Raw genomic sequence first — 26,176 nt, 5'->3', positions numbered from 1 at the left:
CTTTACTTAGCTACTGAGAATGATTAGCATGTGCGCCACTATAACTAGGTGGAGGCTGCCATGCACATTCCTTTTTCACGCTCTCTGTTGGCGTGTTCTGTTTTTGCGGTATCTTCAGTAGCGCTTGCTAATGAAACCATTGATTTTGGTAATGTTGTTGTTAGTGCGTCAGGATTTGAACAAAAAATCACCGATGCACCGGCAAGTATTTCTGTCATTAGCCGAGAAGAGCTTGAAAAAAAGCGCATAACAAGTATCGCTGATGCGCTATCAGATGTAGAAGGTGTGGATGTAGGGGGCAGCGCAGGAAAAACAGGCGGTCTCAACATCAGCATGCGCGGCATGGAAAGTAAGTACACCCTAATTTTGATTGATGGCCGTCGTCAAAATGCTGCTGGTAATGTTACCCCTAATGGTTTTGGCGAAACCTCCACTAGCTTTATGCCTCCTGTTTCCGCGATTGAACGGATTGAAGTTATTCGCGGACCGATGGCCACGTTATATGGCTCCGACGCCATGGGTGGTGTGATTAACATCATTACCCGCAAAGTAAATACTGAATGGGGCGGCTCCATTACTGCTGAAACCACTCTTCAAGAAAAAAGCCAATATGGCAATAGTCGCGCCACCAATGCTTATTTAAGCGGACCAATTATTGAAGACACGTTAGGTTTAACCCTACGCGGTAGCTATTTTGAACGCGATAAATCTAAAATTAAATACGACAATGCTAGCGGTGAAAGTGTAAACCCAAGTATGGGCCGCAACCCCGTAAAATCCGATATTTATAACTTAGGTACTCGTCTCGTCTTCACCCCCAATGAAGATAATGACCTTGGTTTTGAATACGAAGTTAATAAGCAAACTTACGACAATAAAAAAGGCCAACTAGGTACTTTAGGGGCTGCCGGTGGTTATGAAGATGAGCAGCGCTACGATCGCGAACAATACACCTTGTTCCATACCGGCCGTTATGCTCTAGGTACCTTGGAATCTAGCATTATGCGTAACACCACTGAAACCCATGGCAGATTAAATCCGTCAGCTATGACCACGCCAGGTATTACCCCAGGTGGAAAGCGCAAACTAGAGTCTGAAAACACTATTTTTGACACTAAGTTTATGTTCTCTTTAGGCGACCACTTTATGAGCGTAGGTGGACAGCTTTATAAAGCAGAACTAACCGATGGTGTAGTGCTCGACAAATTTAAACACCGCATGAATGCCCTGTTCATTGAAGATGAATGGCGCTTCCATGATGACTTCTCATTAACTTTAGGCCTACGTCGTGACCACCATGACAAATTTGGCACTGAGTACAGCCCACGCGCCTACTTGGTTTGGAATGCTAATGATAACTGGACAGTAAAAGGTGGCGTCAGTAAAGGTTTTAAAGCCCCTGAGTTACAGCAGCTCGCTGATGGTATTAATGGCTTTGGTCGACAAGGAAAACTTCCATTAATTGGTAACCCAGATCTAAAACCAGAAACAACCGTCAGCACTGAGTTAGGTTTCTATTTCGATAACCTAGATAACTTCAACGGTAACTTCACCCTATTCCACAACAAATTTAAAGATAAACTTGCTACCACCACAGTTGATAACTGTCGGGTAACCAATAGTGCAAGCTGTGTAGATATTGGCGCTGGCTGGGAACAAGTAGCCCCAACCTTCAGTAAAGCAATTAACGTAGATGAGGCAGTTACTCAAGGTTACGAAGTTGCTGGTACCTATCACTTTACTGATGACTGGAGTCTCAACGCTAACTATACCTATACCCGCACTGAGCAAAAAAGTGGGGCTAACAAAGGCTGGCCACTCACCAATACTCCACGCCATATGTTTAACGCTGGACTCAATTGGCAAACCACTGATCGGTTGAATACTTGGCTTAAAACCGAATACCGGAGTGAGCGCTATCGCCGTACTGATGCAAGTGAAGACTTTGCTTATAACGCATTTGGTGATTACAAGGCCTACACTTTATTCCACTTAGGCGGCAGCTACCAAGCAACAGATAACCTTGTACTTAACGCCACTATCTATAACTTATTAGATAAAGACTTCATTAAGTATAAATCGTATACAGATTCGTCTGGAAAAGTTGCCTACGACAATAAGTACAACAATAACCAAGAGCGTCGCCGCTTATGGTTATCAGCTACTTATAACTTCTAAGCCAATCCTCACTGCCGCTTAACTAAGCGGCAGTGATTACTTGCCCTATGTCTAAATACGCTATTAAACAGTTTTCACTCGGCACACTGCGCCAATGGCACTGGATCAGCTCGGCGCTGTGCTTAGCTGGGATGCTGTTATTTGCCATCACCGGCATTACGCTAAATCACGCCGGCAGCATCGAAGCGAAGCCCCAAACGATCACGGTAGAGGCCGAGTTGCCAAAGCCGCTACTCAAGCAACTGCAAAAATCTGCGGCTAATCAACAACTCACACCAGCCATTAAGCAATGGATTGAGCAACAAGTACCCCGCGGCCTTGCTTGGCAAGACCCAGAATGGTCGGAAGATGAACTGTATTTAGCCCAACCACGCCCCGGCGGTGATGGTTGGCTGAGTTTAGATTTAGACAGCGGCGAGCTGCTGTATGAATCTACTGATCGAGGCTGGATTGCCTACTTTAATGACCTGCACAAAGGCCGCAATTCGGGCGAATTATGGTCGTGGTTTATTGATATTTTTGCTGGGATTTGTGTGGTGTTTAGCCTAACCGGCTTGTGGCTGCTGCAGCACCAAGCTAAATCACGCCCAACCACCTGGCCCATTACCCTCGCCGGCTTATTACTGCCGTTACTCATCATGCTGCTGTTTATTCACTGAGGCAGCATTTACCTAAGGACAGTTGTTATGCTTAAAAAAATGCTAACACTGAGCGCCCTAAGTCTCAGTTTTTCAGCTACTGCGGCTGAAATCTCAATTGATGTTGAAGTACCCCAATTAGACGTTGCTGAATACCACCGTCCCTATGTTGCGTTATGGATTGAGCAAAACAATAAACACGTTGCCGACCTCAACGTCTGGTATGACCTAAAGATGAAAGACAACGAAGGCGAAAAATGGCTAAAGGATATGCGCCAGTGGTGGCGTAAAAGTGGCCGCAGCCTTGAGTTTCCTGTTGATGGTGTCAGCGCAGCAACTCGCCCTGTAGGCACGCATACCCTTAACTTTAAACACGATCATCAAGCCCTTAAGCAACTTGAAGCAGGCGAGTATCAATTAATTGTTGAAGCTGCCCGAGAAGTTGGTGGCCGTGAGCTACTTAAAATCTCTTTTAACTGGCCGCCAAAAGCCAGTGAAATGCTCAGCACTCAAGGCAACAGCGAGTTGGGCAAGATTAATCTCACCCTAACCCCTTAAGTTATTTCTCTCTGTCTCGTAAGGAGCACCTATGAAACCTGTCGTTAAGTGGACCGCTTTAGCATTAGCCGTTTGTCTCCCCCTAAGCGCCCAAGCCCACCGCGCTTGGATGTTACCTTCAGCGACGGTGCTGTCGGGTGAAGAGCCTTGGATTACCGTGGATGCCGCTGTTTCTAATGATTTGTTCTACTTTGAGCATTTTCCACTGCAAATTGAAGGTGTTGGCGAGCCACTTGTGCTACCCAATCAAAAAGCCGCAGCCGAGAAAAAAGATGCAAAACCAGCGCCCGCTCGTCCTCGCGCCAACTTAGAAATTATTCGCCCCGATGGCAGTAAAGCCGAACCTCTATACGGCAACACGGGCCGCTACCGCAGCACCTTTGATGTGCAGTTGGATCAAAAAGGGACGTGGAAACTGGCTATCGTTAACCAAGGCTTATTCGCCCGCTTTGAGCAAGATGGAAAAATGCAGCGCTGGTCAGGTAAAGCGGCAGACTTTGCCCAACAGGTGAACCCAACAGCTGACAAACTACAGGTCACTGAAACCGCAAGCCGTATGGAAGTGTTTGTCACTTCAGGCAACCCAACTGACGAAGTGCTAAAACCAAGCAAGCAAGGCTTAGAATTAGTTCCAGAGACTCACCCCAATGACTTGGTAGCCGATGAAGCGGCTGTGTTTCAGTTTTTATTAGACGGTCAGCCAGCAGCTAACTTAGAGGTTTCTGTAGTGCCAGGCGGCAATCGTTACCGCGATGAGCTCAATGATTTAACCTTAAAAACTGATCAAGACGGCAAAATCAGCATCGACTGGCAAGGTCCTGGCATGTATTGGTTAGAAGCCGTAGCCGAAACGCAGCCACAACTCAAAGACTCACCGGCCCAAAAACGCCGCGCGAGCTACAGTGCTACCTTTGAAGTGTTAGCGCCCTAAGCGATATGTTCGAGCTGGTTCAAAACACAAGCCGCCAATTGCTCGCCGCAGGGTTAACCTTCAGTTACCTTGCGGGGTGTGGCGCGTTACTGTGGCAGGCTCGACAGCGCCGCGCTGCGCAGCCCAAGCTAACTGCTGAGGACTCGATAGTTATTGCTTGGGCTAGCCAGTCGGGTCAGGCACAAAAACAAGCCGAACAATTACTGGCTGCGTTTAAGCAGTCACATCTCAGTGCCCAAGCCATCGCCCTAAAGCAACTAACCCCAGAGCGGCTCCACGGCTTAACCCAAGTGATTTTTATCGTCAGTACCTATGGTGAAGGGGAACCGCCAGATAATGCCCAAGCTTTTTATCAGCAACTCAGGCGCAGCCACTTAGACTTATCCTGCGTCAATTACTGGCTGTTAGGCTTAGGTGATAGCAGTTATCAACAGTTTTGTGGTTTTGCCCAGCAATTAGATCAGCAACTGCAACGCTTAGGTGCACAACCTCAAGTAGCATTACATACCCTAGATTGCTTACACCCTACTGATTTAACCCGCTGGCAATCGACCTTAAACCAACACTTTAGCCTTGAATTTAGCCAGCCAGCGCCAACGCCCAGTTATCCACTGATGCTGGTTAAACGTACCCGCCTTAATCCACAAAGCCCACACGCCGGATTATTTTACCTGCAATTTAGCCTGCCCAAAACTGCACACTGGCAAGCAGGCGATTTAGTTAAACTGTATCCATGGAATGATACACAGCATAAGCCACGCGAATATTCATTAGCCTCTATTCAGCAATCTGGCAGCCTGGATCTAATTGTACGGCTGGCCGAGCATCACACTGCCCAAGGCCCAGAGTTTGGCCTGTGCTCTGGTTGGTTATGTCACTCACTGCAACTGGGCGACCGCATTGATGCCGAGCTAGTCAGCAACCAAAACTTCCATGGCCCAGATGATTCAACACCACTGTTACTGATCGGTGCGGGCAGTGGGCTAGCAGGATTACGGGGACATTTACAGCAGCGCCCCACAACCACTCAGAACTGGCTAATTTACGGTGAGCGTGATCCACACAACGATCAGCCATTAATTGCTGAGCTTCAACAGTCGCAAAGCTCAGGCTTATTGCAACAGCTTGATTTAACTTACTCGCGCTGCCCTAAGCAACCGCACTATGTACAGCACCGCTTGCAGCAACAGGCTGAGCAAGTTAAGCACTGGATTGCACAAAACGGTGCTATTTATGTTTGCGGTAGCCTTAAAGGCATGGGCGAAGCAGTGCATCAGACCCTGCTTGAAACTCTAGGTCAAGACGCCTTGCAACACCTGCTTGCCGAAGGCCGCTATCGCCGTGATTTGTACTGATTTTTGCTCATTTGCTGAAACAATAATGCCAAGCAAAGGGCTTGGCATTATTAGAACGAACCCGCAGTCGGGGTTAAATATAGAACGATTTCAGCGGCGGGAAACCATTAAACTCAACCGCACTATAACTGGTGGTGTAAGCCCCTGTGGATAACCAATATAAACGATCTTCACTTTGTAAGCTTAAAGGCAGACCATATTTGTAGTTTTCATACATAATATCGGCGCTGTCACAGGTCGGCCCCGCAATCACTACATCTTCTACGTTGGTGTCACTGTCTTTATCAGTCAAAATTGGAAACTTAATTGACTCATCCATCGTTTCAATCAGCCCAGAAAACTTACCCACATCGGTAAACACCCAGCGCTCCATAGAAGTATTGGATTTACGTGAAATCAACACCACTTCGCTCACTAAAATTCCCGCATTGGCCACCAATGAACGGCCTGGCTCCAGAATAATTTCAGGTAATTCTTCACCAAAGTCTTCGACCAAAAAGCGGGTGATTTCTTCAGCGTAGGCTTTTAGGTCTTGGGTTTTAGTTAAGTAATTAGCAGGAAAACCACCGCCCATATTGATCATTTTTAGATGAATACCATCTTCATCACGCAAACGATCAAAAATGATTTTAACCTTACCAATTGCTGCATCCCATACGCCAATTTCACGCTGCTGCGAACCCACATGGAACGACACGCCATAGGGCACCAAACCTAAATCACGGGCCAGTACCAGCAAGTCCATCGCCATATCGGTTTGGCAACCAAACTTACGCGACAACGGCCAATCAGCAGAGCTTGAGCCTTCGGTTAAAATACGCACATACACTTTAGAACCCGGTGCTTGCTCGGCGATGTTACGCAAATCCGCCTCTGAATCGGTGGCAAACAAGCGCACCCCTTTATCGTAAAAATAGCGAATATCGCGGGCTTTTTTGATGGTATTACCAAAACTCACCGTTTCGGCTTTAACGCCGCAGGACATTACCTTATCTAGCTCATAGATCGAGGCAATATCAAAGTTTGAGCCTTTCTCACGCAATAAATCAGTAATCTCAAGCGCCGGATTCGCTTTCACTGCAAAGTAAATTTTAGCGTAAGGAAAGTTATCCACCAGCTCATCATAGGCGTTAGCGATAGTTTGCTTATCAATTACTACAAAAGGCGTTTCTTGTTGATCAGCAAAGGTTTTCAGCTTAGCAAAAGTTTCGGGCGCGAAATAATCTTCCACGTTAATGGACATACCGGTTTCTCCTCGGAAAACAATAGAAATAAAGGGGTGAATACCGAACGCTTTATCAGTTTCCCCACTTTGGTTCGCCTACTTCCCAAGGCATGTCGCCGAGGATTTATAGCCATAAAATCTAAGGTTATCCCTAAATCAGCTACCAACCTCTCGTCAGCAGTACTTGAGCCGCATGGATCGTTTCCAGTATGAGCGTTCTAGGCGCGCAATCTAAGACCTATGCTGAGCGATTGCAACAGGTAATAAGCACATTTTTTGATTATTTGTGCAAGCCGCCGCCAAAAAATAACAAATAGATGCAAATTCAACTACTTACATCCAGCTCTGACTCAATCTGAAAATTCTAAGCAACCCTTTAATCATTCTGCAGCAATTAACGGCTTAGCCTTACGTTGTATATTCATCACCCAGAAAGCCACCTAGCCTTTGTCCTACAAAAATAACAAGCCACACCCACTTGAGTAGGATGACTCAAGAAAAAGGATGATAACTACTGCTAGGGGCAATACTTAAAGGAATACAGGATGAAAAAGAAAATTGCGTTAGTAACAGGCGGTTTAGGTGGTATTGGTCGTGAAATTTGTAAAGCATTGGGCCAGCAAGGCTTTTTAGTGATCAGTACCTTTATGCGACCAGGCCGCGACGAAGAATGGAAACAAACGCTGGCGCAAGATCAGATTGAAGCCTTTGCCTATCAATGTGACGTTGGTGATTATGAGCAATGCCAACAACTGGTCTCAACTATCAAACAGCAGCATGGCCACATCAGCGTACTGGTCAATAATGCCGGTATAACTGCCGATGGCACCTTACGTAAGATGTCACCTGTGCAATGGCACGAAGTCATTCAAACCAACCTCTACTCGGTATTTAATACCTGCAAGCTGGTAGCCGATGATATGGCTGAGCAAGGCTTTGGCCGGATCATTAATATTTCTTCAATTAACGGTCAAAAAGGACAATTTGGACAAACCAACTACAGTGCGGCAAAAGCAGGCATGCACGGTTTTTCCATGGCACTAGCCCAAGAGCTGGCCCGTAAAGGCGTAACGGTTAACACCATCTCCCCCGGTTACACCGCTACCGAGATGGTGATGGCAGTACCAGAAAAAGTGCGCGAGAGCATCATTGCGCAAATTCCTGTCGGTCGTTTAGGAGAACCAAAAGAAATTGCTGGACTAGTGAGCTACCTTGCCAGTGATTTAGCCGGTTTTATTACCGGGACCAATATTGCCATTAACGGCGGGCAGCACATGCAGTAATTTTCTCCAGGTAGCTGCCTTGTGGACAACTAATGCGCTGTAAGGCAGTCTGATCTTCGTTACTCCGTTGATTCGGCAGTTTTTTCTTCCACTCATTAGTGTCCGATATTATGCCAACTACTCTCGCACCCGATCTTTCCCATAAAGTTGCTTTAGTCACCGGCTCCGCCAGTGGCATTGGTAAAGCCATTGCTGAAAGCTATGCCAAAGCCGGAGCCGCAGTGGGAATTGCCGACTTAAACTTAGCCGCCGCTGAAACCACTGCAAAACAAATTCAGGCCGCCGGTGGCCGCGCTATGGCGCTGGCTATGGATGTGACCGATGAGCAACAAGTACACGCTGGGGTCGATGCTCTGGTTGCCAAATTTGGTAGCTTAGACATTTTAGTGTCTAACGCGGGTATTCAAATTATTGACTCCATCGATAAATTAGCCCTCAGTGACTGGCGTAAAATGCTCGCCATTCACCTTGACGGCGCTTTTATCACCACCCAGGCAGCGCTCAAGCATATGTATCCAGAAAATCGTGGCGGTGTGGTGATTTATATGGGTTCCGTCCATTCCCATGAAGCCTCACCACTCAAGGCGCCCTATGTGACAGCCAAACATGGCTTGCTGGGCTTAGCCCGTGTGCTTGCGAAAGAAGGCGCAGCGCACAATGTACGCGCCCACGTCATTTGCCCAGGCTTTGTCAAAACGCCATTGGTTGAGAAACAAATCCCCGAGCAAGCTAAAGAAAAAGGCATTAGTGAAGAAGAGGTGGTGAAACAGGTAATGCTAGGTAACACGGTTAACGGTGAGTTTACGACCGTACAAGATATTGCTCAGCTAGCTTTGTTTTTAGCCACTTTCCCCAGTGCAGCCTTAACCGGGCAATCCTTTGTTGCCAGTAATGGCTGGTTTATGCAGTAAGCTGAATCGCTGGCATTCGGCGCACGAGCGGTGGTTAGCTCGTGCTACACTGCGGTTTGTTTTTATTCGCTTGGAGCACTCCTATGCTACCGCCTAAATCATTATTTGATTCGCTCACCAGTCAGGTTAACCGCTTATTTGAAGGCGCTGAACCTGGCAGCAAAGGCGAACTAGAATCCCAGTTAAATCTTTTACTGCAAAGTGCCTTTTCGCGCCTAAACTTAGTGAGTCGTGAAGAGTTTGACTCACAAATGGTGGTGTTAGCCCGTACCCGCGCCCGCTTAGAAGCGCTCGAGGCCAAAGTCGCTGAGCTTGAGCAGCAACTTGGCAACGCCACCTCAACCGCAGCTGAAGCTAAGCCGGCCACTACCCAGCCTAGCGAGGATACCCCCGCAGCTACTGAGTAATCGGCGTAAGCTTTAGATCAAGGAGGATCTATGTCTCTCGCCATTATTCAAAGTCGTGCGCAAACCGGAGTTGAAGCTCCTGCCGTGAGCGTCGAAGTTCACCTAAGCAATGGCCTGCCCTCGTTTACTCTCGTCGGCTTACCAGAAGCTGCGGTACGCGAAAGTAAAGACCGAGTACGCAGCGCATTAATGACCTCGGGACTGGATTTTCCCATTCGTCGGATCACCCTCAATCTAGCGCCGGCTGATTTGCCTAAAGAAGGCGGGCGCTTTGATTTGGCGATTGCCTTAGGTTTACTCTGCGCCAGCGGGCAGCTGGCTGAAAATTGTCTCGATGGTTTTGAGTGCATTGGTGAGCTGGCTTTATCTGGTGAGGTACGCCCGATTCGCGGAGTACTCCCCGCTGCCCTTGCAACGCGCGCCGCCAAACGCCAACTGATAGTGCCACTGGCCAATGCCGAAGAAGCCAGTCTTGCTTCGGGACTGACTATTTATGCCGTCGAACACTTGATGCAACTGGTTTTGCATTTTCTTGGCCAACAACCGCTGCAGCCTTATCAGTCTAAAGGCTTGATTGCAGCCCCCCAGCACTACCCAGATCTCTCCGATGTTCAGGGGCAACATGCAGCTAAACGCGCGTTAGTGGTGGCAGCGGCCGGGCAACATAATTTACTCCTCAGCGGCCGTAAAACATTACTGGCTAGCCGCTTACCAGGGTTACTACCGCCACTGACGGAAACAGAAGCCCTGCAGGTGGCAGCCATTTATTCGGTAGTCAGCTACGCCCCGCTAACTGCTTGGCCATTACGACCTTTTCGGCAACCTCATCATAGCGCCTCAGGACCGGCATTAGTTGGTGGGGGTAGCCGACCACAGCCTGGGGAAATTACCTTGGCCCACTTAGGCGTACTGTTTTTAGACGAGCTACCTGAGTTTGATCGTAAAGTGTTAGAAGTGCTACGTGAGCCTTTAGAATCTGGCGAGATTGTGATCGCCAGAGCCCAAGAAAAAGTCCGCTTTCCCGCACGTTTCCAGTTGGTCGCTGCGATGAATCCTTGCCCCTGTGGCTTTCTAGGCGATCCTTCTGGGCGCTGCCGCTGTACGCCTGAGCAAACCGAACGCTATCGACACAAACTATCCGGACCGCTGCTCGATCGCATTGATCTGCATATAACCGTGGCCCGCGAATCAACTCGCTTAACCCCAAATGCCGATCCTGGATTATCCAGTGCCCAAGCTGCGGCGCAAGTTGCCGCGGCCAATCAGCGCCAATTACAGCGTCAAGGTTGCAGCAATGCACAGCTGAATTTACTCACCTTACGTGATGTCTGTGCACTGACCCCTGATGATCAGCACTGGCTAGAGCAAGCCTGTGAGCGCCTCAACCTATCGTTACGCGCGACCCACCGCATCTTAAAAGTCGCCCGCACCATTGCCGATCTCGAGCACGCCCCCAGCATTACCCGCACTCATCTGGCCGAGGCGCTGCAATATCGACTCAGTGCAGCCCGCTAATCTTTAGCGTGCTGCAACATTGAATTAACCCTACTAGGACTAAGGGGTTAGGCAATTTGTCGCACTAGCGGTTTACTAAGTAACGTTTAGTTCTTAGACTAGCACTACTCAGTCTAAGATGACGTCAATATCCAGATAAAAACCATAATAAATGTGCATCTAGCCTAAGAACATTAAGTATTTACATGCGACATCCTTGTGTGTAAACCACCAATAAACCGTGCTTAAAACTTTACCAAAAGTACAGTTTTAGTATGCCAAGGAGATATCCTATGCGCTCAATTAAACACCTGATCTATGGTGGCTTATTGGCCACTGCCATCAGTCCTGTGATGGCAGACGATGGAGAGAAAATTTATAAGCAAGGTGGCTCACAGCCAGGAGCGCTTGCTTGTATTACCTGCCACATGCCTGATGGTAAAGGTATGGATGCCGGCGGCTTTCCTAACATTGCCGGCTACTCTGCAGGTTATTTAGCTAAGCAGATCCAAGACTTTAAAAATGGCACCCGTGAAAACGTGATTATGCTGCCAATTGCCACGGCTTTAACCGATGCCGAAATTGATGCCGTAGCCAAATATATGGCCAGTCTTGAGAAACCTGAAGTAGCAGAAATCACCCGGGCTAAGACGCCAGACAATCTGGGCGAATCCTTAGCGATTCGTGGCGATTGGAGCCGCTCGATTCCTGAGTGTGTGGCCTGCCATGGTCCAAGTGGTGTCGGGGTTGGCGATGCCTTCCCAACATTGGCTGGCCAAGGTTCAAATTACCTCGCAACCCAGTTACGCGCTTGGCAACAAGGCACCCGTAAAAATGATCAAAACGATCTAATGGGTCATATTGCCCGCTCACTCACTGAAGAAGAAATCACCGCAGTTGCCGATTACTTCGCTGGTCTTGGTAAATAAGGAGCAAGCCATGAAAAAATTATTACTCAGTGCATTTGCCCTCAGCGCCATTGGTACGGCGATTGCCGCACCGATTGCTATGGAAGACCAATCACAACTGAAACCAGCGCCGGTAAAAGCCGAAGGCGAGCAGTATCATGTGCCGCCCTTAGAAGCTGACTTACCAGATAACGCCTATGGCGAAATGGTACGTAAAGGCCACGCGCTATTTGTCGATACTAAACGTCAAGCGCCCGAGCTAGTGGGCAATGGCATGAACTGTGTGAACTGTCACATGGATCAAGGCCGTTTGGCTAACGCCGCACCAATGTGGGGCGCGTACACCATGTACCCGGCTTATCGTAAGAAAAACGATAAGGTCAACACCTACGCCGAGCGAATCCAAGGCTGCTTCCAGTTCAGTATGGACGGTACTCCACCCGCAGCTGACAGTGAAGAAATGACCGCACTGATGACCTACTCCTACTGGTTAGCCACTGGTGCGCCAACCGGCGTTGAAATTCCAGGCCGTGGTTACCCTGAAGTTGCTCAGCCAGAAGGCGGCTATAGCATTGAGCGCGGTAAGCAAGTTTATGCCGAGCAATGCGCCATCTGTCACAGCGATGATGGCTTAGGTCAAAAAGTCGGCGAGCACTACGTGTTCCCACCACTCTGGGGTAAGGACTCGTTCAACTGGGGTGCCGGTATGCACCGGATCAACACTGCAGCGTCGTTCATTAAAGCCAACATGCCACTAGGTAAAGGCAATACCTTAAGCGATCAACAGGCTTGGGACGTTGCCGCCTTTATGAACAGCCACGAGCGTCCACAAGATCCACGCTTAGTGGATGGCGATGTAGAGAAAACCCGCGTTAAGTTCCACGCTAACGATGGTGTTAACCTTTACGGTGAGAAAGTTAATGGCGTAGTACTAGGTCAAGGTATCAAGTAACTGATCTTGGCTTTAACCACCGTGCTAGTCCTCGATTAGCACGGTTTTTTATGCCTAAGCACAAGTATTAACCGCAGTAACCAGTTTTTAACAGCCCAGCAATAACAGTCAGCGAAGCCGATCACTCCGCTTCGCTGAACACATAACAGACTAGGCTTTCTTCTTTTTCGGCGTCATATATTTCATCAGGTTTTGAAACCACATCACCTGCCGAGTATCGCCGTCAATTTTAATGCTTTTATCCTGAATACCCTGCATAAACGCCAACGCTTTATTTTTAGCGGTCATGGTAGCTAAGCCAAAAGCCGCATCTTTAAACCCAATACTAAAGGTTGGCGCTTGGGCTGATTTTTTGCTGCTCGTGACGGTTTGATTATGCACATGGTAATAACGCTGAACCTTGCCATCTAAGGTATGCAGCAAAAACACTACATCCTTATCTTTAATTTGCTCCTGAAACTTCGGGCTTTGGCAGCTTGCGCGCTTCATTAAACGACTAAGGGCCCACAATAAAATTCTAAACTTCAAGGCTAGCGCTCCTGATTAACCACTCAAAAGCAGGCATTGTAATGGGTTTCAGCTACAAAAAGCAGGCTTGGCGCAACTGACTTATGAGTCTGTTTTTGCCTGAGGGTTTTTACTCTGAAACTTGCCTGCAGGCTGACCTATTCGTACTTACTCCGCTGGCAGTGCTGGCAATACAAAAGGTAGCTGTCGATTTAAGCGTAAGCGCTCACGCTGCCGCTCACCAGTTACCACATAAGCTAGTAATTGCTCCTGTTCGCGATATTGCAAACTCAGGTGTGGCGCACTGCCCTCAACTAACCACTGGGCATCGGCTGGTGCGCGGCCAGCAAATACAATTGGCAGCGCCGGCGTTTTCACTACCGTTGGCATGGGCCCATAAGCCACGGCTGTAGGCTGACCCGCTAAGGTTTTGGCCAAGGCTCGAACCTCAGCCATTAATGGCAAGATATATTGTAAGTTCAGTCCCTCTAGTTCAACACAATCACCAAGGGCATAGATATCTGGCGCACTGGTTTGCAACTGACGATTCACCACAATGCCTTTAGCTGTCACTAATCCCGCTTGGCTGGCTAAGGTTGTTCGTGGCCGTAAGCCAGCTGCGGTAATAATGGTATCCACCTGTAACTGCTGACCATTGGCCAGCTCAGCACGATAACCTGCACCCTGCTGAGTTAAACGGTGCACACTGGTGTTTAAATAAAACTGAGCACCCGCCGCTTCTAGTTCAGTTTGTAAGGCTGTGGCCACCAACTCGGGCAGTTGCTCAGGCAACGGCCAAACACAGGGAGCCACTAACAGCGCTTGATGCCCAGCGAGTAATAGGTCATTAGCAATTTCACAGCCAATTAATCCCGCGCCTAAAATCAATACGCGCTGTTGCCGAGGCAGGGCTTGGCGTAAACGGGCATAACTGGGCAAATCATTGACGCTATGAATTTCAATTAAGCCTTCGGTTTGCAGCGGTGGAATCCATGGCTCAGCGCCCAAGGCTAAGACTAACTTACGGTACGCCAAGCGCTGCCCAGCAAACTCCAACCAATGTTCGACGGGATTAATCGCTGTCACTTCAGTCTCAGAGTAAATTTTGGCCTGTAACTGCTCGGCCATATGCTCCGCCGAAGAAGTCATAATTTGTTCAACTGCTAAGCCTTGGCTTAAGGCATTCGACAATAAGGGTTTGGAATAAAACTCTGCACCATCTCGGCTAATCAGCACCAATTCGCTGTCTTGATCTAACTGCCGAAACTCACGGGCTAAATTATAGCCCGCCAAACCCGTGCCAATAATCACAATAGGTAATGCCACACGCTGCCCCTTTTTACTAAATTTAGCGACTTAACATACGCCTTCTTAGCCTAGATTTCTGCAACCCGATTGAGTTGCACGCCTTTTATTCACTAGACAGCATGGTAAGATTCTTCTTTTTGACCGATAACCGCCTGTGCCTATTTTATCTTCTTCCGCTGTGGATGTTGCCTCCGGCCTTAACTGGCAAGCACAACAGACTGCGCTTAGTTTACTGCAGCAACACTGGTTATTTAGCCGTGAGCTACTCACCCAACAACTGCGTGACCTTAGCCAACAACAGTTTGCGGTGCAGCCGCTACGCGAGTACTACGCACCGCTACGCAAAGATGAGTGCCACGCCTTAGGCATTGCACCCCACAGTCAGGGTTGGATCCGCGAAGTACTGTTGCTCGGTCAACAGCAACCTTGGGTATATGCCCGTAGCGTTGCCTGCCAGCAACAAATGCAGCGCTCTTCGTTTGATTTAGCCACCCTCGGCAATCGCTCCTTAGGCGAGCACCTGTTTAAACAAAATGCCTTTCAGCGCTTACCGATTGAAGTCAGTCCTTTTCCCCTCAGTTGGTTACCCGCTCAGTTAAATTTGGCTGAATACAGCCAGCCGTTATGGGCACGACGTTCCTGCTTCGCCCATGCTGAATTACAGGTGCTAGTAGCCGAAACCTTTTTACCCAGCTTTTGGCATGCGGCGCAGCAAGCCAGTGCTTTAGATTAGGAAACTTCTATGTATCAGCATCTTTTGCAATCACTCAGCCGCCTGCACCCGCGGGCTTGGGACTTTATTCGGCTCACCCGTTTTGAGCGACCGATTGGCATTTATTTACTGCTATGGCCCACCTTAACCGCGCTATGGATTGCTGGCGACGGCAGCCCTAGCTTAAAAAACGTCCTGATTTTTACCCTAGGTGTCGCCTTTATGCGTGCTGCGGGTTGTGCCATTAATGACTACGCCGACCGCGAGTTTGATGGGCATGTGGCCCGCACCCAAGATCGCCCCTTAGCCACTGGCCGCATTAGCCCTAAAGAAGCGTTATTAACCGCAGCCATCCTCACTGGAATCAGCTTTATCTTAGTGCTAATGACCAATGGCACCACTGTATTTTGGGCCTTTGGTGCAGTGCTACTGGCCGCGTGCTACCCCTTTATGAAGCGCTACACCTTTTACCCCCAAGTATTTTTAGGCGCTGCTTATTCCTGGGGAATTTTTATGGCCTTTACTGCCGAGCAAGGCAGCGTACCGGCTGCGGCGATTATTTTGTATCTAGCTAATTTACTCTGGACCATTGCCTACGATACCTATTACGCCATTGCAGACCTTGAAGATGATTTAAAAATTGGCGTTAAATCTACCGCGGTCGCCTTTGGCAAATCCGTGCGCAGTATTATTTTTACCCTGCAAATTTTGATGCTGTTGCTGTTAAGCTGGGCCGGTCAACTGTTTGAACTAAGTGATGCCTTTTATTGGGGCTTATTTGCCGCTTTAATCTGTTATCTCTGGGAACTCTGGCATACACGAGGCAACCATCCGCAACGTTGTTTTGAAGCGTTTTTGCATAATCACTGGGCAGGTTTATGTATTTTTCTGGGTAGCGTGGTGGCCACGCTTTAGCGGCAACTAGCTAAGCGACTGGGGCAATGTCACATTACTGCAACAATTTCGTTATCTAATAGCCTTAATTCTGAATAGTAGAGATGAGGATCGCCATGACTGGCAAGCGTATTTTGATTGTGGATGATGAGGCGCCGATTCGGGAGATGATCGCCGTTGCCTTAGAAATGGCTGGCTACGAATGCTTAGAAGCGGAAAATGCCCAAGATGCACACTCGATTATTGTCGATGCTCAGCCTGATTTACTCCTACTCGATTGGATGCTGCCCGGCACCAGCGGCATTGAATTGGCGCGCCGCTTAAAGCGCGATGACTTAACTGCCGAGCTGCCGATTATTATGCTCACCGCCAAAGGTGAAGAGGATAATAAAATTTTAGGCTTAGAAGTGGGCGCCGATGATTACATTACCAAACCCTTTTCGCCGCGCGAGTTAGTAGCGCGCTTAAAAGCGGTGTTACGTCGTGCCGGCATTGGCGAAAATGAAGCACCAATCGATGTTAATGGCCTAGAAATTGATCCCATTAGTCAGCGGGTTTCTTGCCACGGAGAGCCGCTCGCCTTAGGTCCTACCGAATACCGTTTACTGCACTTTTTTATGACCCACCCCGAACGCGCCTATACCCGTGGTCAGTTATTGGATCAGGTCTGGGGCGGTAACGTCTACGTTGAAGAGCGCACCGTGGATGTGCATATACGCCGTCTACGTAAAGCCATTGGTGAAGAACACGCCGAGTTGATTCAAACCGTGCGTGGCACAGGCTACCGCTTCTCGACCAAGAGTTAGCTACGCTTATGTCCCATTGGCGCACGCAACTTCTGCTACAACTGCTACTCATTGGCTTAGTCTGCTTAGTGCTCGGCATGATCAGCAAAGCCTATGCCCTGAGTTTTATGCTCGGCTTAGGGGCGCTGTTGCTGTGGCATTTTCAGCAACTGCTGCGCTTATTGCGCTGGTTAAAATACAGCGAGCCAGGTACCGAGCCACCCTATAGCAGCAACCTGTGGGGCGAAGTATTTGATCAGCTGTACCGCATGCAGCAACGTGATTTGCGCATTCGCGCCAGCTTGCAATCAGTGATTGATCGGGTGCAAGAATCCACTGCGGCGTTAACCGATGCGGTAATTATGCTAGATAAAAATGGCCAATTACGCTGGTGGAACCAAGCAGCAGAAACGCTACTGGGCTTTAAAAAGCCCCAAGACTTAAATCAATTGGCCAGTAACCTGATTCGCCACCCTGAATTTAAAGAGTTTTTTTACCGCAAAAAACATAACGATACGCTGGTGCTACCTTCACCAGTTAAAGAGCAAGTATTGCTGCAGTTTCACTTAACCGTTTACGGCAATAACGAACACTTACTGCTGGTGCGCGATATCACCCGCATTCATCAGCTCGAACAAATGCGTAAAGACTTTGTGGCCAACGTCTCCCACGAGTTGCGTACGCCGCTGACTGTCATTAGCGGCTATTTAGAGACCCTACTCGATAACGCCGACGAAAACCTTAACCCGCGCTGGCGCCGTGCGCTGCAACAAATGCAATTGCAAGGTGAGCGGATGCAGCATCTAGTAGATGATTTGCTGCTGCTGGCCCGCCTTGAAGCTACCGAACACCACGCTGAAAATCAGGGTGTTGAGCTACAGCCGCTGCTGCATAAAATAGTTAACGATGCCCAAAGCTTATCCGATGATCAGCACCAGTTTGAGTTACGAATTCAGCCCAACTTATCGGTACCAGGCAATAAAAACGAGTTACGTAGCGCCTTTTCTAATCTGATTTTTAACGCTGTAAAATACACCCCTACCCCTGGAGCCATCACTATTTCTGCCTGGTCTGATCAGGCGGGGATTCACGTGGCGGTCAGTGATACCGGCGTAGGGATTGATAAAAAACACCTACCCCGCTTAACTGAGCGCTTTTATCGGGTCGACTCCAGCCGCGCCAGCTACAGTGGCGGCACGGGTCTTGGGCTGGCAATTGTTAAGCACGTATTACTCCGTCATCAAGCACGCCTTAGCATCAGTAGTGAGTTGGGGGTGGGCAGTACCTTCACCTGCCATTTTGAGCATACCGCCAGCGCTTAGGCTAATCCCTTAAGGCCCAGCACCTTAAGTTTTTTTGCCCTAGTGCTGCAACCAAGTTTTATTTTTTCTGCTCTAATGGCGCAACGGTGTAATGCTTATGCCATGGGCCGCTGACTCATAAAATAAGATTACAAAGCCTAGGTGAAAGCATTACACTACAGCCCTCCGTTTCTGGAATAACTGCCCTACTTGCAAGGTGTATTCATGAAATTAGTCACTGCAATTATTAAACCTTTTAAATTAGATGACGTGCGCGAAGCACTCTCCGAAATCGGAGTTCAGGGCATTACTGTCACTGAAGTCAAAGGTTTTGGTCGCCAAAAAGGCCACACCGAACTCTACCGCGGCGCCGAATATGTTGTAGATTTTTTACCCAAAGTTAAAATCGAAGTCGCCATTGCCGCCAGCCAACTAGATGATGTAATCGATGCCATCAGCAACGCGGCCAATACCGGTAAAATCGGTGACGGTAAAATCTTCGTCACCGCCCTTGAGCAAGCCATCCGGATTCGTACCGGTGAAACAGGTAAAGATGCGATTTAATTGCCCTGTTTAGCCACTAACCCCTAAAAACCTTCCATCTGGAAGGTTTTTTATTTGATCGTTCAGCTAAACAATCCCCGCCTCTAAACTGGCGGCCATGGATAAGCCTAATTCCTCGCATTGCTGAAGAAACTCGGGTTTAAAATCGCCCAAGCAAATCAGCGGTTGTTGGACGAGTTTCCAGCGTAAGCCTTGGGTGATGCTTTCGATGGCGCGGCGGGTGCCGGTGCCATCTAATCCGGCGCGGATATAAAAAGCAAAGGGCAAACCCTCGGTGTGTTCAATGCACGGGTAATAGCAGCGATCAAACATATCTTTCACTAGCCCTGCCATATAGCCAAAGTTTTCGGTGGTGCCGATGATGACCGCATTGGCGGCTAAAATATCTTCAGGCTGGGCTTCTAGCGGAGCTAACACCTTAACCTGAATATTCTCAATATCAGGATGGGTTGCGCCCTTAACCACTGCATCGCGCAGTTGCTGGGTATTGGCTGAGGGCGCGTGGGCGATAATGAGTAAGTGCTTAATATTAGGCATAAGATAACTCCTCAACTAGGGATCATTAATCCTTAATCACCGGATAATAGGCATCGCCCCACAGGGTTTTGGGGTTGTCCATCATGATATCGATGAGCAAGGGGACAAAAGCCGATAAAAAAGTAACCCCCAGTTTCACTTGCTCGCGGTTGATGCTGCTATTCCAGGTGGCACCGCCGTGCATCAGTTGGTTGCGCAGCACATAGACTCGATTCATCGCTAGGCTAAGCACCGTAGCAGTATCACGACCACTTAAGGCTTGGCGAGTAGCGAACTTAGCGCTGCTAAAGCGTTGTTTCCACTCGGCTTGGCTGATTTTACCCCGCTGAAAATTCCAAAAATCGGCAGCCATGTATTCGTTATCCATTAAAAAACGAATACTGCGCGGCAGCTGCTCCCACACCATACGCTCGACCCGGCCATCTAGATCCAGATTGCACAACTTGATTAAAAACTCGGTGAAGGTTTCGTAGGCCGAGGTGCGGTACTGCTCGTCAATATCTTGAGCATAGGCCGCATTAAAGGCGATCCATAAAAATACCAGCTTGGCATCTAAATCATCAGTTTCTTGCTCTGCGCGCTGTAACCAGCTCAGTGCGCGGTGCACGCGTAAAGATAGGCCTTCTGAAAAGTCTGGGCGTAGGCGCCGTTGTTTAGTTTTAAGGCTGTGGTGGCTCAAGGGCGGCTGGGACATGCTGGATTTCCTTCTCTCCAAGATCTAAATCGCTCCACACCTTAGCATTTAAATCACCAATTTCGTATTGCGCCTGCGCAATCCAAGCAAAGGCTTGCTGATTGAGCTGATTAATCGCCTCAGAACCTGTGCCTTCGGCATATAACACCGGGCCAAACCGCACGGTAATTTCTCCGGGGTATTTCGCCCAGCCTTTTTTCGGCCAAAAACGCCCAGCGTTATGCGCAACCGGCAATACCCCCACTTGGTTATTAACCGCCAAGGCTGCCCCACCGCGGGAGAACTTGCCAATATTGCCCACCGGCACCCGTGTACCTTCAGGAAAAATTAATAGCCAGCGCTGATCTTTAAGCGCTAAGCCGCCTTGGGTCGCTACTTGCTTTAAGGCTTGCTTGGGGTTGCTACGATCAATGGCAATGGGTTTTAGCATACCCATAGTCCAGCCAAAAAATGGGATGGATAACAGCTCTTTTTTCAGCACCTGGGTCAGCGGCTCAAAGTACTTAGACAGAAAAAACGTCTCCCAAGTGCTTTGATGTTTAGCCAAAATCACACAGGGCTGCTGGGGAATATGCTCTGCCCCTTCAATCCGGTAAGTGATACCTAAAATATGCTCGGCTAGCCAAAGCGCCCCACGGCACCAGTACACCGCAGTAAAATGATAGCGTTTAGAAAACCCTAAAAAGGGTGCTACAAATAAGCAAACCACGCACCACAGCAAAGAAAACAGCGCCAATAACACATAAAACACTGTGGTTCGAATGTTTGCTAGTAACACCATATTAAGCTCCTGAGCTGATCAAATACTCGGCCACTGCGGCTAAATCAGAAAAAATTAAGGTATCTGCGGGTAAACGTTTATTGACGGTTTCTACACCTTTACCGGTTTTGACTAATACCGGTTTAGCTTTGATTGCTACTGCTGCTTCTAAGTCACGCAAACTATCGCCGACAAACCAGACATCAGTTAAATCGGTTTGATAGTGCGCCGCTATTTGTTCCAATAAACCAGGCAAGGGTTTACGGCAATTACAGCCATCATCAGGACCATGCGGGCAATAGGCAATGTAGCCCACCTCACCGCCCGCCGCCTGCACCAAAGCGCGCAACTTAGCGTGCATGGCGTGCAAGGTTTGCTCGCTGTAGTAACCGCGGGCTAAACCCGACTGATTGGTGGCAATCGCCACGGTCCAACCAGCTTGGCTAAGTTGTGCCATGGCCTCAATTGCTCCGGGTAAGGCGATCCACTCATCTACGGTTTTGATATAGGCATCAGAGTCCTGATTAATCACACCGTCACGATCAAGAATAATTAACTGCATGCCTTCGTTTTTACCTTCTAGCTACATCAAGGTCACCCGTGTGACCCAAGAGTCAAAAATTTACTGCGCCGATAAAAAAGCCGCTGTTAGCAATCACTCGCAGCGGCTTTAAAGGTGTTAGTCAAGCACCGAAATATCGGCTACCGCCAAGAATAAGCGGCGTAACTGCGCCAGCAAGGCATGGCGGTTGTTACGAATATCGGCATGCTCGGCATTCACCATCACATCATCAAAGAACTTATCCACCGGCTCTTGCAAACTGGCTAAACGGGATAAAACTTCGCTGTACTGATGTTGTTCACGCAGAGGTTGAGTTGCTTGCTCGGCTAGTTGCAGCGCCGAATACAATGTGAACTCAGCCGGCGTATCAAAGAACCGTGGCTCAATTTTTACCTGTTGGGCATCGGCACTTTTACCCAGTAAGTTCGATACACGCTTATTAGCTGCCGCTAAGGCTTGCGCCTCTGGCAACTGAATAAAGTTTTGTACCGCCTGTACTCGCTGATCAAAATCTAGCGGCGAGACGGGATGAATCGCACGCACCGCTTGATAGACCTGTACATTGACCCCTTCGTCTTCGTAGCGCGCACGTAAACGGTCAAAGATAAATTCTTGCACTTGCTCCAACAAGCCTGCCGCTTTTATTCGCTCGCCAAATTGGGCAATCGCCTGTTGTAAAATCGCTGGTAAATCAAGTTCGAGCTTTTTCTCGATCAAAATTCGCAGCACACCTAAGGCAGCACGACGTAAGGCATAAGGGTCTTTAGAACCTGTTGGCAACATGCCAATGCCAAAAATCCCCACTAAGGTATCTAGCTTATCGGCAATCGCTACTGCCGCACCGGTTAGAGTGCTAGGTAGCTCAGCTCCGGCCCCACGTGGCATATACTGCTCGTTCAGAGCTAACGCCACCTCACCTGGCTCTTGGTTCGCTTGGGCGTAGTAGTAGCCAGCGATACCTTGCATCTCAGGAAACTCGCCGACCATTTCCGTAGCAAGGTCGCATTTTGAGAGCAAACCTGCACGCTGTGCCTGCTCGACATCACCGCCAATTTGCTGGGCGATTTTGCCCGCTAAGGCCGAAACCCGTAACGCCTTCTCATAAACCGTACCCAGCTGCGCTTGGAATACCACTGATTTTAACCGCTCATTAAAGTCGGCTAAGGGCTGCTTTTGGTCTTGTAGATAGAAGAACTCGGCATCGGTTAAGCGCGGACGCACCACTTTTTCGTTACCTTCGATCACCTGACGCGGATCTTTACTTTCAATATTAGAAACGGTGATAAAGCGTGGTAGCAACTTGCCTTCAGCATCTAACAAACAGAAATACTTCTGGTTATCTTGCATGGTGATAATCAAGGCTTCTTGCGGTACAGCCAAAAAGTGCTCTTCAAATGAGCAGACTAACGGCACAGGCCACTCAACCAGTGCAGTGACTTCATCGAGCAAGCTTGGCGGCACAATGGCGGTGCCCTGCTGCTCGCTAGCTAACTGCTCAACTCGACGTTGAATCAGTTCACGGCGCTCATTAAAGTCGGCAATCACATAGCCGGCACGGAGCTTATCAAGGTACTCGCTGGGCTTATTGATGGTGATCGCTTGATTATGATGGAAACGATGGCCATAGCTGAGGCGATTAGCGGTTTGCCCAAGAATCTCACAGTCAATGATTTCGCCACCAATAATCATTAATAACCACTGGGTGGGACGTACAAACTCATTACGGCTCGCACCCCAACGCATCCGCTTGGGCACCGGCAGACTATTCAGCGCGGTTTCCACGATCGCTGGCATTAACTCTGTGGTTGGCAAGCCTGCAATCTGACGCACATAGCGCAATTTAGCCCCACTGCGATCCACTTCGCTTAGCTCTACGCCGCACTTACGGGCAAAGCCTTCTGCAGCCTTAGTCGGTGCACCAGTTTCATCAAACGCCACATTAACCGGCGGCCCTTCTAAGGTGACTTCACGATCTGGCTGCTGAATTTCTAAGCCTTCGATCATGACCGCTAAGCGACGTGGAGCCGCATAAAAACGCGCTTCACCATGCAGTAAACCGTTTTCTTTAACCCCTTTTAGCACCCCTTCTAAAAAGGCTTTACCTAAACTTTGCAGGGCTTTCGGTGGCAGCTCTTCGGTTCCTAATTCGACTAAAAAGTCTAGGTTGTTCATTCTGCTGCCTCCAATTTAGCTAATACTTCATCACGCAAGCTGGCTTCGGCCATCGGGAAACCTAGTTTAGCCCGGGCCTGTAAATAACTTTGGGCCACCGCACGTGCAAGGGTGCGAACCCGTAAAATATAACGCTGACGTTCGGTCACCGAAATGGCCCGGCGCGCATCCAGCAAGTTAAAGGTGTGGGATGCTTTAAGCACCATTTCATAGGTGGGCAAGGGTAAATCTAAAGCAATTAAGCGATTCGCTTCGCTTTCATAGAAATCAAATAACTCGAACATTTTTTCAACATTGGCATGTTCAAAGTTGTAGGTGGATTGCTCGACTTCGTTTTGATGGAACACATCGCCATAGGTCACGACACCAAAGGGGCCATCGGTCCAAACTAAGTCATATACTGAGTCCACGCCTTGCAAGTACATGGCTAAGCGCTCTAAACCGTAGGTGATTTCACCGGTTACAGGATAGCACTCAACGCCACCGACTTGCTGAAAATAAGTAAACTGGGTGACTTCCATACCATTGAGCCACACTTCCCAGCCTAATCCCCACGCACCCAGCGTTGGCGATTCCCAGTTATCTTCCACAAAGCGTACATCGTGCACCTGAGTATCAATACCGATACGACGCAGCGATTCTAGGTATAAGTCTTGAATATTGTCTGGGTTAGGCTTGAGCACCACCTGAAATTGGTAGTAATGCTGTAAACGGTTAGGGTTTTCGCCGTAACGGCCATCAGTTGGACGACGCGAGGGCTGCACGTAGGCCGCATTCCATGTTTCGGGGCCAATCGCGCGTAAGAAAGTAGCGGTGTGGAAAGTACCCGCGCCTACTTCCATATCGTAAGGTTGTAATACAATACAGCCCTGCTCGGCCCAGAAGCTCTGCAAGGCGAGAATCAAATCCTGAAATGTGCGTACCGCAGGTGTTGTCTGGCTCACAAAAATACCCATTTAAAAACTGGCATGAAAGCCCACAGTATACCTAAGCTCGGCTCGATTGTCGCAGCGCAGATCAGCGGAAAAAGTCTCAGCCAATAATTTTATCTATCCCAACTCTAGGTAGCGCTAGTTAAGCCTCTGCAAGACTAAACTTTAGTCGACTTTTGGCATCCCATTGCCCTTAGGTGTAGCATGAGCCTAGGTGCTCACAGCCACTTACCATCGCCACTCGTCTTCTCGACGTATCTTGGCGTCCTACCCCCCCATACCTTTAGATAGGAGACCTAAAGCACCATGGAACTGTGGAAATCCTTTCGCGCGTTGTATTTTGCCACCCTACTCATGCTCCTTGGCTCAGGTTTATTAAGTACCTACCTAGCCTTACAAATCGCCGATAAAGCCAGCAGTATCTGGGTGGGTGCTTTGATGACAGGGTTTTATTTAGGACTGGTACTTGGCGGTAAGTTAGGACACCGGCTGATTGCCAGGGTGGGTCATATTCGTGCCTATGTGGCCAGTGCTGGTGTTGTTACCGCGGCGGTGCTCGGCCATGGCCTGACTCAAGAGTTGAGTATTTGGCTGGGTCTGCGGGTCATTGTCGGGCTGGGCATGATGTGTATGTACATGGTGATTGAAAGCTGGCTTAACGAACAGTCCAGTGCCCATGAACGCGGCTTAGTGTTTTCTGGCTATATGATGGCTTCTTATCTGGGGATGGTCTTAGGGCAACTGGTGTTGGTGGCGTTACCTAGTTTGGGCACTCAATTGCTGTTATTGGTGGCTTTGTGTTTTTCTTTGTGCTTGGTGCCAGTGGCCGTGACTCGCCGGATTCACCCCGAACCGTTACGCCCTGCGCCGCTGAATCCGCGCTACTTTATTAGTAAAATTCCCTTGTCGATGATTACCGGAATCACTGCAGGCCTGGCCGTGGGTGCGTTCTATGGTCTAGCGCCACTCTATGCCAAGTTAATTGGCCTACCGACCGATAAAATTGGTTTGTTTATGGCGATCTGTATTGTGGCCGGCTTATTGGTGCAATGGCCTATTGGTTGGTTATCTGACCGCTTAGCACGGCCCACGTTAATTCGTGGTTGCAGTATTATCTTAATGCTTACCGCACTGCCGTTAGCTATTTTTAGTGAATTCCCATTATGGGCAATCTTTACCCTAGGCGCGGCCAGTAGTGCGCTATTTTTTAGCTTATATCCGCTGGCTGTGGCTTTAGCCAACGACCATGTGGATGCCGATCGCCGGGTGTCACTCACCGCGGTTATGCTGACTATTTTTGGTGTTGGCGCCAGTATTGGCCCACTGTTGGCAGGATCCTTGATGAACCTGATAGGTGCCAATATGCTGTACGCATTTTTTACCGTGTGTGCGGTGATTATTGCAATCTGCGTGCACCCAAGCAATATCCCAGACGATACAGTGGTCGAAGATACGCTACAGCACGTGGTGATGCCCGACAGTTTAAGCAGCTCACCATTAGTAGCGGCCCTTGACCCGCGAGTTGATGAAGCAGTGGTGCAAGAGCAAATGCAAGAAGTTAATCTGGACGATATCGCCTTAGATTCTGAAGAACAGCACTATTAATAC

The 26,176-nt window shown here is 48.9% G+C and carries 26 protein-coding genes; 17 read left to right on the top strand and 9 right to left on the bottom strand.

Annotated features, from left to right (window positions below; all coding sequences use genetic code 11):
• The first annotated feature begins 60 nt into the window (after positions 1–60).
• The 5 genes from AKN87_RS09685 to AKN87_RS09665 are packed head-to-tail and all read left to right on the top strand — an operon-like array spanning position 61 to position 5,660.
• Positions 61–2,178: a TonB-dependent receptor domain-containing protein gene (locus tag AKN87_RS09685; protein ID WP_199533067.1), complete on the top strand. Its 2,118-nt coding sequence runs from the start codon at positions 61–63 to the stop codon at positions 2,176–2,178.
• A 47-nt stretch (positions 2,179–2,225) separates the two neighbouring features.
• On the top strand, positions 2,226–2,837 hold the full coding sequence (locus AKN87_RS09680) for a PepSY-associated TM helix domain-containing protein (protein WP_053103306.1): 612 nt from the start codon (positions 2,226–2,228) through the stop codon (positions 2,835–2,837).
• A gap of 27 nt (positions 2,838–2,864) precedes the next feature.
• Positions 2,865–3,374, top strand: a complete 510-nt coding sequence (locus AKN87_RS09675) for a DUF2271 domain-containing protein (protein WP_053103305.1) — start codon at positions 2,865–2,867, stop codon at positions 3,372–3,374.
• 31 nt (positions 3,375–3,405) lie between these two features.
• Complete coding sequence (locus AKN87_RS09670) at positions 3,406–4,305, top strand: DUF4198 domain-containing protein (RefSeq protein ID WP_053103304.1); 900 nt, start codon at positions 3,406–3,408, stop codon at positions 4,303–4,305.
• A 5-nt stretch (positions 4,306–4,310) separates the two neighbouring features.
• A complete protein-coding gene (locus tag AKN87_RS09665) occupies positions 4,311–5,660 on the top strand; it encodes a sulfite reductase subunit alpha (protein ID WP_053103303.1) in 1,350 nt (449 codons plus the stop codon).
• A gap of 73 nt (positions 5,661–5,733) precedes the next feature.
• Here AKN87_RS09665 and AKN87_RS09660 read toward each other — a convergent pair whose 3' ends face one another.
• Positions 5,734–6,903 (bottom strand): type III PLP-dependent enzyme, encoded by a 1,170-nt coding sequence (locus AKN87_RS09660; RefSeq protein WP_053103302.1) that lies wholly within the window; start codon positions 6,901–6,903, stop codon positions 5,734–5,736.
• Positions 6,904–7,430: 527 nt separating this feature from the next.
• On the opposite strand from AKN87_RS09660, the gene phbB reads away from it, so the two are divergent.
• The 6 genes from phbB (at position 7,431) to AKN87_RS09630 (ending at position 12,840) form a co-directional block, all read left to right on the top strand.
• Entirely contained in the window at positions 7,431–8,168 is a 738-nt protein-coding gene (phbB, locus tag AKN87_RS09655) for an acetoacetyl-CoA reductase (RefSeq protein WP_053103301.1), read from the top strand.
• 110 nt (positions 8,169–8,278) lie between these two features.
• On the top strand, positions 8,279–9,079 hold the full coding sequence (locus tag AKN87_RS09650) for a 3-hydroxybutyrate dehydrogenase (RefSeq protein WP_053103300.1): 801 nt from the start codon (positions 8,279–8,281) through the stop codon (positions 9,077–9,079).
• A gap of 83 nt (positions 9,080–9,162) precedes the next feature.
• On the top strand, positions 9,163–9,486 hold the full coding sequence (locus AKN87_RS09645) for an accessory factor UbiK family protein (RefSeq protein ID WP_053100918.1): 324 nt from the start codon (positions 9,163–9,165) through the stop codon (positions 9,484–9,486).
• A 30-nt stretch (positions 9,487–9,516) separates the two neighbouring features.
• A complete protein-coding gene (locus AKN87_RS09640) occupies positions 9,517–11,001 on the top strand; it encodes a YifB family Mg chelatase-like AAA ATPase (RefSeq protein ID WP_053103299.1) in 1,485 nt (494 codons plus the stop codon).
• Positions 11,002–11,273: 272 nt separating this feature from the next.
• The gene (locus AKN87_RS09635; RefSeq protein WP_053103298.1) at positions 11,274–11,909 is read left to right on the top strand and encodes a c-type cytochrome; all 636 of its coding nucleotides are present in this window, start codon (positions 11,274–11,276) and stop codon (positions 11,907–11,909) included.
• Between the two features lie 10 nt (positions 11,910–11,919).
• A complete protein-coding gene (locus tag AKN87_RS09630) occupies positions 11,920–12,840 on the top strand; it encodes a c-type cytochrome (RefSeq protein WP_053103297.1) in 921 nt (306 codons plus the stop codon).
• Between the two features lie 150 nt (positions 12,841–12,990).
• Here the strand turns inward: AKN87_RS09630 and AKN87_RS09625 are convergent, their stop codons facing one another.
• Together AKN87_RS09625 and AKN87_RS09620 are read right to left on the bottom strand one after the other, a co-directional pair.
• Positions 12,991–13,368, bottom strand: a complete 378-nt coding sequence (locus AKN87_RS09625) for a hypothetical protein (RefSeq protein WP_053103296.1) — start codon at positions 13,366–13,368, stop codon at positions 12,991–12,993.
• A gap of 147 nt (positions 13,369–13,515) precedes the next feature.
• Positions 13,516–14,673, bottom strand: a complete 1,158-nt coding sequence (locus tag AKN87_RS09620; protein WP_053103295.1) for an FAD-dependent oxidoreductase — start codon at positions 14,671–14,673, stop codon at positions 13,516–13,518.
• A gap of 136 nt (positions 14,674–14,809) precedes the next feature.
• Between AKN87_RS09620 and AKN87_RS09615 the strand changes: the two genes are divergently transcribed.
• The 5 genes from AKN87_RS09615 (at position 14,810) to glnK (ending at position 18,911) form a co-directional block, all read left to right on the top strand.
• On the top strand, positions 14,810–15,388 hold the full coding sequence (locus AKN87_RS09615) for a chorismate--pyruvate lyase family protein (protein ID WP_199533066.1): 579 nt from the start codon (positions 14,810–14,812) through the stop codon (positions 15,386–15,388).
• A 9-nt stretch (positions 15,389–15,397) separates the two neighbouring features.
• A complete protein-coding gene (gene ubiA, locus AKN87_RS09610; protein WP_053103294.1) occupies positions 15,398–16,282 on the top strand; it encodes a 4-hydroxybenzoate octaprenyltransferase in 885 nt (294 codons plus the stop codon).
• A gap of 95 nt (positions 16,283–16,377) precedes the next feature.
• The gene (phoB, locus tag AKN87_RS09605) at positions 16,378–17,067 is read left to right on the top strand and encodes a phosphate regulon transcriptional regulator PhoB (protein WP_053103293.1); all 690 of its coding nucleotides are present in this window, start codon (positions 16,378–16,380) and stop codon (positions 17,065–17,067) included.
• Positions 17,068–17,075: 8 nt separating this feature from the next.
• Positions 17,076–18,368 (top strand): phosphate regulon sensor histidine kinase PhoR, encoded by a 1,293-nt coding sequence (gene phoR, locus AKN87_RS09600; RefSeq protein ID WP_053103292.1) that lies wholly within the window; start codon positions 17,076–17,078, stop codon positions 18,366–18,368.
• Positions 18,369–18,572: 204 nt separating this feature from the next.
• Complete coding sequence (gene glnK / locus AKN87_RS09595; protein WP_053100909.1) at positions 18,573–18,911, top strand: P-II family nitrogen regulator; 339 nt, start codon at positions 18,573–18,575, stop codon at positions 18,909–18,911.
• 66 nt (positions 18,912–18,977) lie between these two features.
• On the opposite strand, the gene AKN87_RS09590 is transcribed toward glnK, so the two are convergent.
• The 6 genes from AKN87_RS09590 to glyQ form a co-directional block, all read right to left on the bottom strand.
• Complete coding sequence (locus AKN87_RS09590; protein ID WP_053103291.1) at positions 18,978–19,448, bottom strand: flavodoxin family protein; 471 nt, start codon at positions 19,446–19,448, stop codon at positions 18,978–18,980.
• 25 nt (positions 19,449–19,473) lie between these two features.
• Positions 19,474–20,142: a HEPN domain-containing protein gene (locus tag AKN87_RS09585; protein WP_158487767.1), complete on the bottom strand. Its 669-nt coding sequence runs from the start codon at positions 20,140–20,142 to the stop codon at positions 19,474–19,476.
• Positions 20,108–20,923, bottom strand: a complete 816-nt coding sequence (locus AKN87_RS09580) for a lysophospholipid acyltransferase family protein (protein ID WP_053103290.1) — start codon at positions 20,921–20,923, stop codon at positions 20,108–20,110. Before AKN87_RS09580 ends, AKN87_RS09585 begins: the two co-directional genes overlap by 35 nt.
• A 1-nt stretch (position 20,924) precedes the next feature.
• Positions 20,925–21,464, bottom strand: coding sequence for a D-glycero-beta-D-manno-heptose 1,7-bisphosphate 7-phosphatase (gene gmhB, locus AKN87_RS09575; protein WP_053100905.1), 540 nt, complete (start codon positions 21,462–21,464; stop codon positions 20,925–20,927).
• Positions 21,465–21,581: 117 nt separating this feature from the next.
• Positions 21,582–23,636, bottom strand: a complete 2,055-nt coding sequence (gene glyS / locus AKN87_RS09570; protein ID WP_053103289.1) for a glycine--tRNA ligase subunit beta — start codon at positions 23,634–23,636, stop codon at positions 21,582–21,584.
• A complete protein-coding gene (gene glyQ / locus AKN87_RS09565; protein WP_053101967.1) occupies positions 23,633–24,580 on the bottom strand; it encodes a glycine--tRNA ligase subunit alpha in 948 nt (315 codons plus the stop codon). Before glyQ ends, glyS begins: the two co-directional genes overlap by 4 nt.
• Before the next feature lie 294 nt (positions 24,581–24,874).
• On the opposite strand from glyQ, the gene AKN87_RS09560 reads away from it, so the two are divergent.
• Entirely contained in the window at positions 24,875–26,173 is a 1,299-nt protein-coding gene (locus AKN87_RS09560) for an MFS transporter (RefSeq protein WP_053103288.1), read from the top strand.
• The last annotated feature ends 3 nt before the right edge of the window (positions 26,174–26,176 follow it).

Source organism: Thiopseudomonas alkaliphila, assembly GCF_001267175.1.
GTDB lineage: Bacteria > Pseudomonadota > Gammaproteobacteria > Pseudomonadales > Pseudomonadaceae > Oblitimonas > Oblitimonas alkaliphila.
The sequence above is the reverse complement of the archived record's forward strand: the minus strand, read 5'-3'. Positions and strand labels throughout refer to the sequence as shown.